This window comes from Wolbachia endosymbiont of Cruorifilaria tuberocauda (genome assembly GCF_013365475.1).
Lineage (GTDB): Bacteria > Pseudomonadota > Alphaproteobacteria > Rickettsiales > Anaplasmataceae > Wolbachia.
In genome coordinates, this window is sequence record NZ_CP046579.1 from 14,161 (window position 1) to 33,267 (window position 19,107).

Below are 19,107 nucleotides of genomic sequence, written 5' to 3' on the forward strand. Positions count from 1 at the left end.
TCATATCTTTCTGTATCACAATCAACAGCATAAATTACTTCTACTATTGATGTGCTATTAATAATATGCTAAGAATTAATTATCGAACTTTTTACTTTTAATGAGACTCTATTCTTCATCTCCAAAATCAAATAAGCTAAAGCTTATTATATTTTTAATTCTCCATTATGTCATATCTAGAAATATCAGAACTTGTATGTAGTATTAACTAATTCAATGGCTAAAAATAAAAGATAGACCCAATCAGTTTCTTACCAGGAACTTACAGATACAGCAACAGAATCAAAAATATTAGCAAGGAGTTTGATGTAAAAAGCATAAAACCACTTCAAGCACTACCTGCTAAAATTAAGTGGCTTATAAATTTACCATCTCTCCCACTTTCACTATTTTTTCAAATTCTTCCTCAGTAAGCAGCTCTAGCTTCGTTGCTGCTTCTTTGAGAGTGATATTCTCTTCGTGGGCAAGCCTAGCTACCTTTGCTGCGTTGTCATATCCTATATGTGTATTCAATACAGTTACTAGCATTAACGAACGATCTAGCAAATCCTTTATTCTCCTTTCGTTTGCTTTAATACCAAACACACATTTTTCTGCAAAATTTAAACTTGCGTCAGATAAAAGTCTTATGGATTGTAAAACATTATAGACTATTACCGGCTTAAATACATTCAACTCAAAATGACCATTTGAACCACCAATCGTTACAGCAACATGGTTCCCCATAACTTGAGTACACACCATTGTTACTGCTTCACATTGAGTCGGATTTACCTTACCTGGCATAATTGAAGAACCAGGCTCATTTTCCGGTAATGTTATTTCTCCAATTCCACACTTAGGACCAGAGCCAAGCAATCTTATATCATTTGCAATTTTCATTAAACTAACTGCCACTGTATTAAGTGCCCCGCTCAACTCAACTAGGGCATCATTTGCTGCTAGCGCTTCAAATTTATTTTTTGCAGAAGTAAAAGGAAGACCAGTGATTTTTGCTATTTCTTCAGCAAAATTTTGAGCAAAGCCTCGCCTGACATTCAATCCTGTACCTACTGCAGTACCACCTTGCGCAAGCTCATACACATTAATAAGAGTTGACTTTATTCTTCCTATTCCCTTTTCAACTTGAGATACATAGCCAGAAAACTCTTGCCCAAGTGTTAGAGGAGTTGCATCTTGTAAATGAGTACGTCCTACTTTTATTATGTTTTTAAATTGATGAGCCTTATTATTTAGTGCTTTGCAAAGCCATTTAAGACTTGGAATAAGAGAATGATTTATTTGCTTTGCTACTGCTATATGCATTGCTGTTGGAAAAGCATCGTTGGATGATTGACTACAATTTACATGATCGTTTGGATGTACTGGAAATTTGCTACCTAATTCTCCGCCTAAAATTTCTATCGCACGGTTACTGATTACCTCATTCATATTCATATTAGTATGAGTCCCAGAACCAGTTTGCCATACAAGAAGTGGAAACTCGTCCTTAAATTTGCCGTCTATTACCTCTTGCGCAGCTATGCAAATTGTATTTCCTATTTTCTCGTCCAGAGTACCATGTTTCATGTTTACGCGCGTTGCTGCAAGTTTTACTACTCCTAACGCCCTAATTAGTGGCTCTGGCATTTTTTCTATTCCTATCTTAAAATTCTCTAAGGAACGTTGAGTTTGTGCTCCCCAGTAATGTTTACTGGGCACCCTCACCTCACCTAAACTATCTGATTCTATTCTAATCCTTTTACCCATATTTCCATTCATATTATGAAGCTCAAACAAGAGCTTTACTGTACAACTTCTTATAAATAACCTTGCCTTTTATTCATTAAACTACCACCAGACTAAAGTGTCAAGTATACTGATATTATGGTTTTATAAATAACAAATACTTCCTCATCACAGAACAGTCCAAGTACCATAGCATGATACCTCTTTGGATTTCTAATCATCTATCTATATAATAAATAATTATAGCATGAAAAATCGAACAAGAAACGTTAGATATTTAAGTATTACATCATTGACCTAATCCAGAGATTAAAAAGATAAATAGCTCTAGTATTAATAGAAGAAACTAATTAAGGTTATCAAGTAATATGTGCACTTGTAAGTGAAAAAGGTTGTACTTTAAAGTGCACGTTTGATAGCACTATCTATAAGAAAAATTGTATTATCTATACCATAAAGCTTGATGAAAGACCCTATTTTAGGGCCAGTTTTTTGACCAAGTAGTGTCATATACAATAACTGAAACCAATCTCGTAAATTGCTATAATTATGCTTTTTCCCAACTAAAAAAACCTGAGATTGAATTTGTTCAGCAGTAGTACTAACAGGTAGAGAATACAAAGCATTCTTTAAATCTACTAACTCTTCTTTTTCTTTTTCGTTAGGAGCTTTATATACTTTTTCTGGCTTAACAAAATTAAGATAATACTTAACTGCAAAATTTAAGAGCCTGTCTAGAATCTTATCATTCTCTGGTATAATATCCGACATATAAGTGGATATAAAACCTAAAAGAATCTCTTTATTTTCAGCATTACAAGCTGATGCCAAGTTTAAGAGTAACGAGAAGTTTATACCTGAGATTTTTACCTCTGGAACATTGCCATAGTGGATATGCCACACGGGACTGTCCACATATTTTTCTTTACTCTCATTATAACTCTTAACAAGCTCTAAATATTTATCAGTTGATTTTGGTATGATATCGAAATATAAACGCTTAGCTTTCTTTGGATTTTGAAAAATATATAACGCTAAACTCTCTGCTGGTGCATAAGTGATCCACTCCTCAAGGGAGATGCCATTTCCTTTTGATTTTGATATCTTCTTTCCTTTCTCATCGAGGAAAAATTCATAGCAAAACAGAAGTGGTGGTTTCTCTCCAAGAATTTCACATATCTGACTTGAAAGTACAGCAGATGTAGCTAAATCTTTCCCGTGAGCTTCATAATTGACTCCAAATGTAGCCCATCTCATTCCCCAATCTGGTTTCCATTGCAATTTACACCTTCCTCTTGTTACAGGAATTTCTATTCTTCCCCCATCTATGTCTTTATATGTCACTGTTCCCTTATTGGTATCTCTTTCAATTATTGGGACTTGTAAAAGTTGAGAAGTTTTTGGACATATTGGCAAGAACGGACTATAGGTCAGTTGCCTTTCTTTACGGAATGACGGAAGCATTACATTCATTACTTTATCATAATTTCCCAATAAAAGTAGAAGCTTTTCATCGTAAATGCCTGATCTATAGCACTCTGTAGCGCTTCTAAATTCATATTCAAACCCAAATAAATCAAGAAACCTACACAACAGTGAATTCATGTGGTGGCCGTAACTTTCATGAGTACCAAATGGATCTGGTATCATGGTCAACGGCTTATCCAAATGTTTTCTTAACATTTCCTTATTCGGTACATTATTTGGTATTCTTCGCAGGCCATCCATGTCATCAGAAACAGCAATGATTCTAGTCCTTATATTAGGAGCTATTTCCTTTAACGCATTTGCAACAACTGCAGTACGGAAAACTTCTCCAAAAGTACCAATATGTGGGAAACCTGAAGGTCCATAGCCAGTTTCAAATATTATCTCCTTCTTATTAGGAAACCTCTGTAATATTTTTTCTGCTTCTTGAAATGGCCAGCTTGTCATTATTGGATCTAAATTATTTATCTTACCTAAAAATCTACTCATTTCAATGGATTTTTAATTAATGATGGAGTATTAGTGTTACACACTTATAATTATAAAGCAGGTTACACAAGTTTAAAATGTCTACAGGCAGCATACAAATAAACCAACTTTTTAAAGGTCTTACAAGACCTGCAATGCTTTTTGGTGTGAGTTACACGTTTGCAATATTAAATGTCCTAATTTGCATGCTAATTTTTATTAATACAAACGATCTTAGAACCTTTTTAGTACTATTTGCAATACACGGACTTGGTTACATAGCTTCCGCAAAAGAACCATTGTTCATTGAATTGTTTATGGTAAAATTAAGAAAATGCTCAAGGTGCTTGAACCGCTTTTACTATGGAGCCAATTCTTACGACATTACTTAATTCTACACAATGCTGAGATTTAGAACTATTCATTCGAAGAATAAATCTATTTTAGCCAGAGAAGTTCATACCGCTGAGTTTATACCATACTCTTGCTATTGGAATAGCACGACTTTAATAACAAAGCAAAATTGGTTAGTCAAGTTCATAAAATTAAATGGATTCGCGTTCGAAACAGCAGATGATGAAGACTTGGTAATACAGAATAACATCAGAAATCAGATGCTAAGAAGCATTTCTTCTCCAGCATTTGGGTTATACTTTCACACTATCAGGCGTAAGAAAAATATTTTTTCCAATGAATCTGCAAGTCAAAAATTACCAAATTTCTTTGCTAACTATGTAAATCTAAAATGGAGAGCAAAACACTTGACAAGGCAATCATTCATTAATGACCTATATATCACTATTATCCGTAGAGCAAACACAAAAGGAGTAGAATTTTTATCATATCTGTTAAAAAAATTCGGACATGTAACTTCAAAATATGCTTGGGAAAGCGATATGCATGCTACCTATGAAGATTTAGAAGACACAACAAATCGTATAGTAACAAGCCTTAGAAATTATTCACCTAAGATTCTTGGGGTAAAAGAAACCAAAAATGGCTTATTTTGTGAAATAATGGAATTTTTATCTAGGATTGTAAATTGTGGATTCATTACAAATACGCTTTTTCCTTTAAAGACAGAAATATCCAAATACTTACCAGTACATAGGCTGTTCTTTGGTCGTAAGATTATACAGGTTGTGACCCATAATGATAGTAAATATGCTGGAATAGTAAGTATTAAAGAATATGGAAATAACACTTTTGCAGGGATGCTCGATCATTTTTTACAACTTCCATATGAGTTTATCATTACACAGTCTTTCCAATTTGCAAATAGACAAATAGCAATCGCAAAAATGCAAATACAACAAAATAGGATGATACAATCTGCAGATAAAGCTATTTCCCAAATAGCAGAAATCTCGCATGCCCTTGATGATGCGATGAGTGGGAAGATTGTGTTTGGTGAACACCACTTAACTATCCTATGTATAGAAAAAAGCCCTAAGTCACTGGATAATGCCTTGTCGCTGGTAGAATCAGAGCTTTCTAACTGTGGTGTTTACCCTATTCGAGAAAAAGTCAATCTTGAACCAGCATTTTGGGCGCAAATTCCTGGCAACTTTGATTATATAGTAAGAAAAGGTACAATAAGCAGTCTTAATTTAGCTGGCTTTGCATCTCAACATAATTATCCTACTGGTAACAAATTCAATAATCACTGGGGAAGTGCTGTTACAGTTTTCGACACAACATCTGGTACACCGTTTTTTTTTAACTTTCATATAAGAGATGTCGGACACACTATGATAATTGGCCCAACTGGTGCTGGGAAAACTGTTCTAATGAACTTCTTATGCGCTCAAGCAATGAAATTTTCCCCAAGGATATTCTTTTTTGATAAAGATCGTGGTGCTGAAATCTTTTTAAGAGCTCTTGGTGGTATTTATACCATAATAGAACCAAGAACTAAGACAAATTTCAACCCTTTACAACTTGATGATACCTCAAGTAATAGAACATTTCTGATGGAGTGGATAAAGTCTTTAATCTGCGTGTACAATGATAAATTTACTTCAGAAGATATTTCTCGAATTAATGATGCAATCGAAGGAAATTTTAAACTAAAAAGAGAAGATAGATTGTTAAGCAATCTTGTACCATTTTTAGGTCTTGCAGGGCCTGGTACTCTTGCTGGAGCAATATCTATGTGGTACGGCAATGGTTCTCACGCTGCAATATTTGACAATAAAGAAGATTTACTAGATTTTTCAAAAGCAAGGGTGTTTGGCTTTGAAATGGCTAGCTTGCTTAAAGATCCTGTCGCCCTTGGTCCTGTCTTAATTTATTTGTTTCATAGAATAGGTACATCTCTTGATGGCACTCCATCCATTATCGTTCTTGACGAGGCGTGGGCATTAATAGATAACCCATTCTTTGCGCCTAAGATAAAAGACTGGTTGAAAGTACTAAGAAAGTTAAATGCTTTTGTTATCTTTGCTACTCAGAGCGTTGAAGATGCAAGCAAAAGCACTATTAGTGACACACTTGTACAACAAACAGCAACACAGATTTTTTTACCAAATTTAAAAGCTACTAGTGTCTATCGCGATGTTTTTATGTTAACTGAGCGTGAATATGTGCTAATTAAGCACACAGATCCAAGCACTAGGTTCTTTTTGGTAAAACAAGGAACTAATGCTGTTGTGGCTAGAATAGATCTAAAAGACTTAGACGATATAGTTAACGTGTTATCTGGACGTGCAGAAAGTACTATATTACTACAAGATATATTGAAAGAAGTCGGAGATGACCCAAAGGAGTGGTTGCCTATCTTCTACCAGAAGGTAAAAAATGTCTAATGCAAAACTACTGTTACTGCTAATTGCAATATTTTTACTGAATACAGATTTTTTGCTCTCATACCCAGCTTTTGCAGATGTAGTAAGTGGTACTGATGGAACAGAATTTACTAGCAGATTTAATTTTACTGGTAACTTTAGCCGCGCTTCTAATCCTGACTGTGGAGCATTTAGAACAGCTTCAGCACTTGCTGGAATAGCAATCGCTGTTGGTACAATATTCACTGGTGTTATTTTGATCATTTCCTCTGCTGGTTTATCCACTGGTCTTGTTATTATTGCAATGATAGCAGTAATCGTTGGAGTTTGGAAGGCAATAGGAGGGCTTGTCATCTGTGAGCATAGTTTTGTTAGGCACCCAGTTGCTCGCGATTATAACGGGGATTACAAAGATTTTACGCTAAGGGACACAAATTACACTACACTTATAAATAAAAATTTTCAAACAGAAGACGAATACCTTTCTTTATTAAAAGAAAAATCTGGGAAAGATGGAAAACAAACAGAAAAAGAAGTCTTAGATTTTAACAACTGGGAAGTTGTGAGTGTTGATAGAGAACATTATTACTGGCCTAAAAATGGTGTGCAGTATAGTGAATATATAGAAGTATGTCACCGTAACCCTTTAACTTTTGGTAACCTTTTTAAGATAAATAATTTTGATTCCAGAGAAAAATTTGGGTACATAGACTTCGATGTCAGGGAAAAAGATATTGGATATGTAGATGGGTCGTGGTCACCAAAAGTTGATGGAGGCCTAAAATGTGAAGTTCTTAAGGTTGGGCAGAGTAAAACCATACATGGATCAACATTTAAAGCAGTAGGGAAAGCTAGTAGGTTATGTGTGGAGCTAGCTGAGATTAACACACTTGGTATTAAAATGACCCCATGGCCGCAAGGGGTTGATATTGGGTGCACAGAATTGCCCCCAGATCCGATTGCTCCTATGTGTGATAAATCTATGATAAAGTTCAGCACTGGCAATCCTGTTGCTATTGGTCCAGATGAGGATTATAAGGCTATTATAAAAAATAGTGAAAAAGAGGGAAAAATCTTTATAGGCTACGACAACAAAGGTTGTTTTCAAGATTACATTTCACAAGCTTGTTATAACCAAGCTGGAAGTAAATCATTAGTTCCTATCCCTATAACTTCTATGGTAGTACAGTGCATTAAGGAATCATTAGATAACTTAGTTGCAGGTAGAGGCCTACCAAATAGTGAAAGCTTTATATCTTTAGCGCAAAAAAAGATGAAAAATGCTGTAACTGCTGTTTTAGTTTTAGCTTTAATGCTGTTCTCTGTAAAAGCAATATCTGGTGAAGTACGCAGTTTGCAAGAAATATACATACTGATTATCAAATTTGCTCTAGTGATCTACTTCACAACAGGTAGTACTATGTCTCATTATTACAGAGAGTTAACAGTACTCTCGGACAGCTTATCTGAGATAGTATTAAAAGCATCATCTGAAAGTAAAAATATATGCAATTATAAACCAGAAAAATATGGAGAAAGTGCTTATCTCGCCCCATGGGATAGGCTTGATTGTAGAATTCTATTTTACTTAGGGGCCCCTTTAGATGGGATCACTGGAAAAGTTGGCACAGGAGGTGTAGGAATATTATCTGTTTTACTTGGTGCTGCCCCTGTTTTATTAATATCAGGTTCAATAATTGGCATTATCCTTGCTGGTGGTCAAATTTTAACAGCCCTTGTATGCATATTTATGGCTGTCATGATGATGATAATTGTTTTATGGATGTGCTATATATTTATTTTATCTCTGATTGCCTTAAGTGTAATCATAATTTTATCACCATTGTTTATTCCTATGGTTCTGTTTCAGCACACTAAAGGATACTTTGACGGGTGGCTGAAAGAGCTAATTACTTATAGTTTATACCCAGTTATGCTTTTTACATTTTTATCATTTATGTTCATAGCATGCGATAAAACCTATTTTAAAAACTTGAACTTTGAAAAAGAAGAAATTACAATATTAAACAATAAAAAACAGTGGTTTAAATTAAGAGATAGAGAATGTGATAGAAATAAAGACACACTTGCTTGTATGATGCAAAACTATAGCTTTAAAAAAAATAGCATACTTGGATTATTCGATTTTACATACATAGAGTTTAGCACCTCTCTCATCGGAGAGTTACTAAAATTAGCTCTAATACTATTCCTATTTTATCACTTTTTAAATATTCTTCCTAATATGGCTGCAGAACTTGCTGGTAATCCAAGATCAGCACTTGGCTCTGGAGCCATACCTGAAAAAATGATGTCAAAAGCCTTTTCTGCAACTAAAGCTGTTGTTGGAGCTATCAGTAAAGCTCAATTTGGAGATGTTGCTAGAATTCCTGAGCAAGGCAAAAAAAGTACAGAAAGCACAATGTCTCGTGTTGATGATCAAAATATCAGCAGACCTACTCTCGCAAACGATGGTGCTAATATTGCTGAAAGCATTGGCAAAGACATCACTGACACTGTAAAATAATATGTAGCTCCTAGCTAGGAGCTAAAGTAAGCAATAGATATCTTAACATTTAAGTAACCAAAGCTTGGGTAGGTTGTGCGTAAGTTTTTGTTAATAGCAACATTCTTTTTACTGTCTGGTTGTGATAATCACTGCATCAAGCCAGAAAGTTTATTGGATTTGCATGAAAGATCACATGTAGTCTCAACCCAACAAAGATGGTCTGACTCTAATGTTCACATTTCAAGTGGGATAAAAGTAACAGAAATTAGCATAGTACCTAGCAAAATCAGTTTTTGTCAAGAGCATGAAGATTTTACAATAAGGCCAGGGGTAAAAGAGGTTACATTGTCAAAATTTGTACTTAAAGCTGGCGATTCAATAAACTTTAGTGTTATTGGAAGTAAAGTATGTAAAGATAAGGAAAATAAGACAATCAGGTACATAAGTATTGACAAAAAATGCAATAATAGAGAAAAGGAATATTTCGCACGTATTTTAAATCAAAATGAATGTCAGATATGGAAGGATGAAAAAGATCAGTATACAATATGTCCTAACAAGTATATAACAAGCAATAAGGTTAAATGGTTAAATGGGAAAGAGTACTGGGATCCAAATTTTCCAAAATTGGATCAAGATAAGAAGAGAGAAAGAATTAAGAGCATTATTAACTCTGCAAAAAAAGAAGAGATAAATTGTACTAATCTTTCAGATAGTCAAATAAGCAAAATAGATACGCACGTTTTAAACTTACTCTGTGGTCGCATATGTAGATTCCATTCCAGTAACAAAAACACAGATTGTACACACATTGAACTCAATAGTATAGAAGGTAAGGTGCCACAATCTTTGGATGAAGTTAATATTATGGAAGGGAAGCAAGTGAGAACTGATATTACATCTCTAAGAGTCTATATGGATGGTGAGAATTTTGAATACATTTCAAACAGCGGTTTATGTACTAATTGCGATTATAAGATGAATAATGACCATCAAATACCGAATTTAACTTTTAGTTTGTGTAATAGAAACTATGAAAGATGCTACGATAAAAATGATAAAGGTGGTTTCAACATAAGGGTAACAAGAGTTCCTAATTTAGAAAAGAGCTTATACATACGTGTTTCTGATGAATATCCTAAAAACAATCCTGGGGAAAATAAGGAAGATATACCTGTTGATATTAGCAAAGTTTATGACACTCAAGAAATGGAAAAATTGAAAGAAAAGCTGAAAGGTCAAAGTGGCACTATATACTACGGAATAAGAGATTATGGGTGCGATTATGGAAAGAATGAAGGCTATCTTAGTATTAAGATAACAACTAAAGGGCTGCCTATTAGAGTTTCTAGCGCGATATACAATTTTTTTGATGAGAAGATAAAAACTGCACTTTTCGGCTCCAGCTACAACAATCATGATGTGATTCATTCTAATACAAGCACTGCAAAGTCTCTCTACGAGAGTTTCATAAAATCAAGCAGAACAAATACTATTAGGTCTACAATAGTATCACTCCTAGTATTACATATAGTTCTGTATACTCTTTATTACCTCCTTGGGTTAAGCAATGTTTCTATATATAAATTCTTGATTGCGTGTGCGAAGATAGGGATTATCACCCAGATATTACGGGATGATAGTTGGAATTTTTTCTATAATAATGCATTCTCTATCTTTATTAATATTCCAAAACAGTTAATAGAAGCAGCAAACTTCAGAGGTACAGCATCAAATGTTTTTGAATTTCTAGATTTGCCATTAAATAGATTTTTTTTACCGAACTCTATATTATTAATGATATCCCTTGTATTTTCTAGCCCTTTAGGTATTGTAGCCTTTTGTTTGATGATTTGGGGTTTTATAAAAGTAGTATTGTCTGTTTTTAACGCATTATTTTCTCTTATTACATCCATAGCAATAGTTGCATTACTACTCTCTTTAGCACCAATTTTTATTATTTGCATTCTGTTTACATACACTAGACATTTATTTTACAACTGGGTCAAGAATTTAGCAAGATTTGCAGTCCATCCAGCAGTGCTTTTAATTTTTGTATCCTTGATAAGCCAAATTATGGATTACATCATATACTCAATGTTTGATTTTGAAGCTTGTCCTACTTGCATACTTAGCATTAATCTAAGAATTTTTAACCCTTGCATTTTTTATGGATACACTTCAAAGTATGCGCCCAATATTTCTGCTATGATGATTTTTGTCATTTTAGGCTATGCCATGGAAGCTTTGACTGAAGCTTCTTCGAAAATATCTGATTCATTGTTCGGTGTTTATGTAATAGGTGAACCTGAGAGACAATATCAACAAAGTCTAATGGAAGCAATTGGATTAGGTGAAGGAAGCACTCAAATAAGAGCAAGTGCTGCACAACATTCAGATATATTGAGAAAAAGACTGATACCACAAGGAGCTCAAAGCTCAATATTTCAGATGCCACAGTCTCCAGGAAAACCACAATCATGAACAAAAGGTCACTATTATTGACACTATATTTTGCAATCACTGGCTGTACTATAGATTGTGTTGAGCCAGGATTACATAGCAGAGATATTAGTGTTAATGTAGATGTTCCAGTTCATAAGGCTAACGAAGGAGTTAAGATTCACTGGGTTGATTCCGGTCAAGTAATTACTCAAGGTGAAAAAATAAAATTTACTATTAACGGATCAGTAAATTTCTGTCCTTTTAAGGAAGGGAAAACACAAAAAAAAGTACTTGTACCTGCTGTATTTTGTGCTAATGGTTCAATACCAAGTTATAGTAGCAAACCTACTAATAACTCTGGTCTTGATGAACAAGAAGTGTGTAAGAACATAGGGTTTGGGGATAGCAAATTTTATAGTAAGAGACGCTACGTTGACACTGGAATTAAAGTAAATCCTGGCGACAAATTAAGCTTCAGCTTAATTCCCAGAGAGATAGTAATTGACCATAACAATCTAGAAGGGGAAAATATTAGTTTTGATAACAATTGTTATAAAACAAGAGAAGGAAATAAAAAAGTTACGATACAAGATACACTCAATGGAGGAACGTTCTTTTGTGGAGACAATAGCAACAGAACTGAGATAAAATTCCCTCAGCTTAGTAAAGAAAACTTTAAAAAAGGAACAGTGCTAGTTGGTAACGGCTATACCCCATATGATAATAAGGTACATTTCAATAGAAATTATATCCAAAATGAAAGCCCATGGATAAATGGCGCATTGTTAGACCTACGATGGACTAAGATAGGACTTGACAAACTATGTAACGGAAGAGACTGCAGCCTTAATGAAATAAAAAAATACAGCTCTTATAACCTTAACTGTTACTACCAGAATATATGTTATACTAAAGATGGAATATTCAATGCGAATTTACATAAAAATGGATATAGGAATTGCGTCTCTTCTATAAGATATCAAAAATATCATAAAAGCAATCAATGTGATATATATTCTCACCTCAAAAGAGTTGAAGATAAGCTTGAAGAAGCTAAAAACATAAAGAATTTTGGTTATATTGATGTTATTAATTTTACACCAGGCAATGACACTAAAGATATTTCCTGGGCTGAAGCTCTCGTTGCAAAAATAAGTGATCCTAGTGATATAAGTATTCCAGAAAGTAGGCGTAAAGACATGAAAGACACTGCTCAAGGTACTCAATGTCTCCCAGAAAAAAAAGGAGGAGGTAATGTATGTTCACAAATTAGTAATAATTTCAAGGACTTTTCTTTGAAATTAAATAACGACTACTTAGTGCATGACAATGTAAAATCTAGCAGTAGTGTAATGCTCGCTATTGCAGATTATGGCCATTATTATCTTAATAGAGGTGGGTATCATGTCAAAACGACTAAGTCTTGTGAATACACTGATGGCAAAAAATTATATATTTATCTAGGTAATAAACTACCAAAAAATACATCCATTACAAACAATGATAGCTTTAAAGAGGTGGTAGAATTAACTCACGTAGGTGATAGCACAAAATATTATGAAATAGATGGAAACCATTTAGAAAACGACAAATCCAAAAAAATTTATTTTGGTATTGATGTAAGCAATGTAGAGAGGAATGATATTATAGATAAAAATGGCAAATATTATGAAAATAATAAGTATGGTGTGACCATGTTTGTCAAAAAAAAAATCAACGATTTTATTTCATTAAGTGTAAATAAGATACTTTCTTTTATAAAAGAAGAAGTAATTGGAGACAGTATTAAGGATTTATATAAAGGATACGCAAAAGGTCTTTTTCAAGGAGTGAGAGCGTTGCTTATTCTATACGTTATATTCACTACTACTGGTTATATGCTTGGAATAACACAGCTAAGCAAATTTGACTTCATTATAAAGATGATGAAGATAGCATTTATAGCTTTTGCCTTTAGTGATAGAAGCTGGGAACTCTTTGGTACAACCTTATCAAAGCTTTTTATTGACAGCAGCGCTCATTTAATTGACAGTTTTTCTGGACATATAGGAGAAGGTAATAGAAAATTTTCGTTCTTAGACTTAACAACAGGAATATTCTTCACAAAAGAAACTTGGTTGAAGTTTTTATCATTAATGCTTGCTGGTCCTTTTGGCTTTATTGCTTTTTTTACAATACTCTATGCTAGTTTTATATCTTTAAAATGCATTATTAGTGCTATACTCAGGTATATGATATCTACTTTTCTAGTGGCACTTTTACTCTCATTAACACCTTTATTTATCGTGTTTATTTTATTTCAACAGACCAAATCCATATTTGAAAATTGGATAAGGACATTAGCTCATGTTGCAATACAACCAATCATTTTACTTTCATCATTATCTATTTTGAGCCCACTTTTATACTCAGTTTTATACAACCTTACAAACTTCTCTGCATGCTATCAATGTTTAATTAGCATAAGTTTTTTATCCCATGATCTTTGCATCATGAAATCTGTACTGCCTCTTGGATATAGTCCAAGCACTAGTATTGATACTATACTTAGCACTGGAGAAAGAACTGGTGGACACTTTGCAGCATTGCCTATAGATCTAATCCAAGCATTTATATACCTCATTGTTGCTAGTGCAATGGAAGTGTTTGTTTCTGCATCAGAAACTATGTCACAAGCAATATTTAGTACTGGTTGGGGAATTATGGGTAGTATCAGCACAGTTACTGGCAGTGCATCACAATCTATACTATCAATTGTAGGACTTGACAACAAAACTCAAAACCTGATACAGGAAATCAGGCAGAAAACTAGCAATGATCGGCCAGAAATTGAGTTTAAATCTAATCAGCACAAATTACCCCATACAGGTAATGGTAATAATAAGCAACCAAACTTACCAGATGGAAAAGGGAGGAGTGCCTAAAAAACAAAAAAAGATACAGGAAAAAGAAGATAATCAATTACCTGATAGTTAAGGAAAGATTAAGAAGTAGAAGCACAAGATTGCTATGGAGCAACTAATTAAAAAGACATTTTAGATAAAATTTATTCCTACATTCAAGGAAAGTTTAAGTATGAAGTTATGCTTAGGTAAGTTTTGTTTTAGATTACTGCTCCTTGCATCTTATGTATTAATAACAGGTTGTGAAAAAAACGATATGCCCTTTCCAAGATGTATATCTGCTGACTATTTTGGTCCCGAACCTATTACAGTAGATGCCCACTTTTCAGATGATCACGATGCTTTGATTTCTAATGATGAAGAAATAACTGACCCTAATATTGGAGAATCTAATAATGGTCACTATCCTAACAAAGCAGTTAAATGGAAAGACACAGGACTTGAAACTAACGGAGACGATTTAGTAGTACGAGTTAATGGTGCATGGACATCTTGGAGTAATAATGGTGAAAAACTGAAAAGCACCTATAGCTTGCAAAAATTGGAACAAATGAAATATACAACTAAATTTGAAGGCAAACAAGGTGATAACAGTTTACCTGGTTTTCACTTAGCTTGTAATGATTACTCTGATATACAGAGATTTTCAAGTAACCTTAATGGAAATTGTACTGTGAACTGTAAGTGCATTAATAAAAATAGCAGCAGCAATACAGTATTACTTAGCACACCATGCTGGTTCACTAACGGTCATGGAGCTTATTTCCTGTTCAGGAGATCTAACACAAATGCTAGTGGCAGGAAAGAATTTATAGATCCCAACCCTAATGATAATTTAGAGTTAATTCTTAATCCTCAATCTCCTACTATACATCTAGGTTATAATTCCATAGCAGAAGGCAGAAGTGGGCTTTTTATCTTGAAAAAGGGTGATAGGACTAAGTTAAAGGATAAAAATTGTAATGCGCTGAAGTTAGAAAAAGGGTGGAAAATATATGTAAAAATATTGGATAGATATTACTCAGATAATGCAGGTGGATATTCCTTTGAATTTCTGAGCGGAGTACAAAAACCTGGTATTGTTGGACTTTTCGATTACACCTATAACTATCTAAAATGTGCATTATTGATTAATGAAAACTGTAAAAAGCATTTTAATAGTGACTGTCCTACAGCTGCACAAGCTATATTCGAAAATATAGCAGAAAAAAGTACGAGCTTTCATAATCTTGTTCTTTCCTTACTTGTGCTGTTTATAACAATCTCATCACTCCTTTATCTTTTTGGAATGATACGAGAGACTAAGCATGATTTGCTTATCAGAATAATGAAAATCACTCTGGTAGTAGTACTTACATCTCCTGGAAGTTTTAGGTTTTTCTATGATCATTTTCTTGCTTTATTTGTCAAAGGTCTTGAACACTTGATAAGTATAATTACCAATTTTGCTCCTAACATGGATACAGGAAGTATTCCTCGAGGAAGCGAAACTCATATTAAGTTGTTTAATTTTATGGAAGAAATGTTCGATAAATTTTTTGCTTACTCTGTTTGGAAAAAACTTGCAGCGCTTTTTCATTATCAAATGTGGACAAGCATCTTTATTGTACCTCCTATCCTTATAGGAATTGTTTTATATTTCCTGCTATGTGTATATGCTTACATAATATTCCTTTTTGGCTTTGTAGGTACAGCTTTCCTTATAGCTATAATGCCACTGTTTCTCATTTCTATTTTATTTTCACCACTGAAAAGTCTATTTGAAGGTTGGATAAAATTCTGTATCAGCCTTTGTTTACAATCGATCATGATATTTGCCTTACTGTCATTGTTAGCCTCAATTATAATGAACACTTTTTACAGACAGCTAGGGTTCACTGTATGTTACAATAAGTGGCTTGAAGTAAAATTGTGTGCTCCAAGATGGGTACTTGGAGGGTTTTGCATTATTGATAAACAGTACTTTGGTTGGACTCCAGGACAAATTTTTATACCCTACTCTCTTGGAGAGAGAGCTTCATTGAAAGTGGATAAAAGTGTAGAGGATACAGAAAAATTAAGCAGAGTAAGTAGTACAGTAAAATTTACTGGTGGTGCTCACTATATTCATCTTCCCCCAAATTATATCGAAGAGGGTTTCCGTTATATAGATTATCCTTTCCTTAACCCCATTACAAGTACTAAAGATAATCCAGCAGATCACTATATCACTGAAAGTGATATAGTAGTTGACAAGAACTGTAGTGCCAAAGACTTGGTACGTTTAATAAACAGTTTATCTCATGCTACAGAAAAAGACGATGTTTTACTGTTAATCAAAAATATAGAAAAAAAAATAGACAACATAGATAATGAACTCGCAGAGCGTTACTGCCATCTTCAAAAAGATGAAGGTAAATGCAAAGATTACAAAAGAATAATAGAAGATTATAGGAGAGGCATTATTCAACCAAATTTAAAAAGTGAAATAAAATCCTTATCAGAAAGAATAATAGAAAGTCAGGGTTGTAGAGTAATAAAATTTCATGAACTAAATAAGAACCTTAACGATAAATTCTGCCAGAAATATGAAGATTACAATGATTGCAAAAATTATCAATTGATAAGTAGAGATTACCGAAGAGTACAAGACATACAAAAAGGCTATCTAATTGATATAGGAGAGGTTTTTATGTTATTTTTTCTTTCATTTTTAATGTTCTCCTTACGCGAGTTTGTACAACAGGTAGGGTCAAGTATCGCGAGCGGTGGCTTTAGTCTTTATAGTATATCTAATATATATTCAACATCACCTCTGATTAGAGTAATAGATGGATTCAAACACCAGTGGCAAAATTTTTCTGGTAGCAAACTAGAATCATTAGGAAGTTGGGCTACCCATTTACCAAATAGATTTGCCGGGGGGGCAGCTAACGTATTGAACAGGGTGCCAAAAGTTGGGAATGTGCTAAAATACACTATTGATGTGCCACGCAAACTTGTAAGTGCTGCTATTGAAGCAACAAAATTTGTAACATCATCTGAAAACAGTGTTGATAAGCTCGAAGAAAAAATTTATAAAGCATTTGGAATTGATAAAGAAGATATTCTACATAGAAGAATTGGCAGATATTTAGACTATTATAAAGTATATACTGGATCACACTTAGGTTATACAATAGAAGATGCCATAAGGTTTACTTGGAGGCATACTGTTGATTCTATAGGAAAGCATAGCTATAGCTGTAATTTACTCTATAGAACAAGATCTTATAGGAGAGAGTTCTTAGAAAAACTTCATGATTATACTATAGGACACATGAAAAAGCCAGAGAGGGATAAAGAAAATGATGAAAGTTAATAAAAAAAATTTTCAAGACTTTGACTACTATAAACTACGCCATGATAAGAATGGTCATATAAAGTTGAGTGATTATGATGACATTTTAAATGCACGTAGAGCACGATTAGACCTACTATTAGATAAAGTCAAGGAAGATGATATTAATCTTTCAAAGATTAATAGAGCTCTTAGTGAGAAACTTGCAGATAATAGGGAATTGTTGTCTGCATTTAATGACGTAGATCAAAAAACTGCACAAGAAGAACTTAAAGTGTTTAAAATTTTAAATAATCTTGACAATCTTGCAAATATAAAAAGTAAAGATCTACTAGAAGTTAGTTTACTGCTGTCAGATCTTAGCTTTATAGAAAGGAACATAGTAAATGCAAATTACGACTCTGGTTTAGAAGAACTTAAAAATTTTTTTGACGAAAAAAGAGTATCTGATAAAGAGTATAGCAATGAGGAATGTAAAAGTTTTCTCGATAATGCAGATAAAATTAATGCTCTAATTAAATTAGAACTGGAAAGCAGGATTAAAAAACTAATCCATGATGAAATAAGTGATTATAGTAGCTTACAAGATGAGATTAACTATGCTATTGGTATAGCAAATAAATCAAAAAAAAAGTAATTAGTATCTTATACCTTCAATTTTCTTTTACCAATAGATTTAAAGTAATATTTACATTAGTTATAAATTGTAAAATAATTATTTTGCAGATCTTTTAATATGCTGCGCATTATTGCCGGAAAGTATCGTGGGAGGAAAATAGCTACAGATGAGCACTTATCCATGCAACCAACCATGGGAGTTGTTAGAGAAGCAATATTTAATATACTTTCCTCAAAGAAACCAGTTTTTAACTTAAACGTGCTTGATTTGTTTTGTGGAAGTGGCTCATTTTCGTTTGAGGCACTTTCTCGAGGTGCTAAACATGCATTCATGGTAGACTCAAACTATTACAATTTGCAGTTACCTAAAAAAACAGCTAAATCTTTTAGCATTACAGAAAATATTACACTAATCTGTTGCAGTGCTAATCAGTTACCGAAAACTATTTCACAATGTGACCTAGTTTTTATAGATCCTCCTTACAATAGTAATCTGATTCACTCAACTTTAGATAGATTAGCTAACTCAGGTTGGCTAAGTGATGATGCATTGATAATTCTTGAAATTAGGAAAGATGAAGATTTTGAATATAAAAAAAACCTTAACGTGATTTTAGAACGTGCTTATGGCATAGCAAAAATAATTTTTTTTTCCTTACCAACTTAAGCTTGCATATTCTTTCCATGGTATAGGCTCAAGCCAACTTGGTTAAGTTTTAAAAGAGTTTGCTCACTTTATAACATTTGTCAAAATTTTTATTAAACCCGCAACTTACAAAATATTCGTGTGCATCACTAATAATTTATTCTCTTTCTTTTATATTTTATTTTACTCACACAATA

The 19,107-nt window shown here is 33.4% G+C and carries 10 protein-coding genes; 8 read left to right on the plus strand and 2 right to left on the minus strand.

The window, feature by feature from the left end:
- Positions 1-357 precede the first annotated feature (357 nt).
- Positions 358-1,749, minus strand: a complete 1,392-nt coding sequence (gene fumC / locus GOY13_RS00060) for a class II fumarate hydratase (protein WP_175814398.1) — start codon at positions 1,747-1,749, stop codon at positions 358-360.
- Between the two features lie 378 nt (positions 1,750-2,127).
- On the minus strand, positions 2,128-3,705 hold the full coding sequence (locus GOY13_RS00065; protein ID WP_175813841.1) for a lysine--tRNA ligase: 1,578 nt from the start codon (positions 3,703-3,705) through the stop codon (positions 2,128-2,130).
- A gap of 77 nt (positions 3,706-3,782) precedes the next feature.
- Between GOY13_RS00065 and GOY13_RS00070 the strand changes: the two genes are divergently transcribed.
- The 8 genes from GOY13_RS00070 (at position 3,783) to rsmD (ending at position 18,931) form a co-directional block, all read left to right on the plus strand.
- Entirely contained in the window at positions 3,783-4,076 is a 294-nt protein-coding gene (locus GOY13_RS00070; protein WP_175813842.1) for a type IV secretion system protein VirB3, read from the plus strand.
- A gap of 9 nt (positions 4,077-4,085) precedes the next feature.
- Complete coding sequence (locus GOY13_RS00075; RefSeq protein ID WP_175813843.1) at positions 4,086-6,491, plus strand: VirB4 family type IV secretion/conjugal transfer ATPase; 2,406 nt, start codon at positions 4,086-4,088, stop codon at positions 6,489-6,491.
- Positions 6,484-8,997 carry a TrbL/VirB6 family protein gene (locus GOY13_RS00080; RefSeq protein WP_175813844.1) on the plus strand — a complete coding sequence of 838 codons (2,514 nt, stop codon included), beginning with the start codon at positions 6,484-6,486 and terminating at the stop codon, positions 8,995-8,997. Before GOY13_RS00075 ends, GOY13_RS00080 begins: the two co-directional genes overlap by 8 nt.
- 75 nt (positions 8,998-9,072) lie before the next feature.
- Positions 9,073-11,463, plus strand: a complete 2,391-nt coding sequence (locus GOY13_RS00085) for a TrbL/VirB6 family protein (RefSeq protein WP_175813845.1) — start codon at positions 9,073-9,075, stop codon at positions 11,461-11,463.
- Positions 11,460-14,348, plus strand: coding sequence for a TrbL/VirB6 family protein (locus tag GOY13_RS00090; RefSeq protein ID WP_246214304.1), 2,889 nt, complete (start codon positions 11,460-11,462; stop codon positions 14,346-14,348). Before GOY13_RS00085 ends, GOY13_RS00090 begins: the two co-directional genes overlap by 4 nt.
- A 151-nt stretch (positions 14,349-14,499) precedes the next feature.
- Entirely contained in the window at positions 14,500-17,667 is a 3,168-nt protein-coding gene (locus GOY13_RS00095; RefSeq protein ID WP_175813846.1) for a TrbL/VirB6 family protein, read from the plus strand.
- Entirely contained in the window at positions 17,657-18,283 is a 627-nt protein-coding gene (locus GOY13_RS00100; RefSeq protein ID WP_175814400.1) for a WD_0853 family protein, read from the plus strand. Before GOY13_RS00095 ends, GOY13_RS00100 begins: the two co-directional genes overlap by 11 nt.
- Positions 18,284-18,382: 99 nt before the next feature.
- Entirely contained in the window at positions 18,383-18,931 is a 549-nt protein-coding gene (gene rsmD / locus GOY13_RS00105) for a 16S rRNA (guanine(966)-N(2))-methyltransferase RsmD (RefSeq protein ID WP_175813847.1), read from the plus strand.
- The last annotated feature ends 176 nt before the right edge of the window (positions 18,932-19,107 follow it).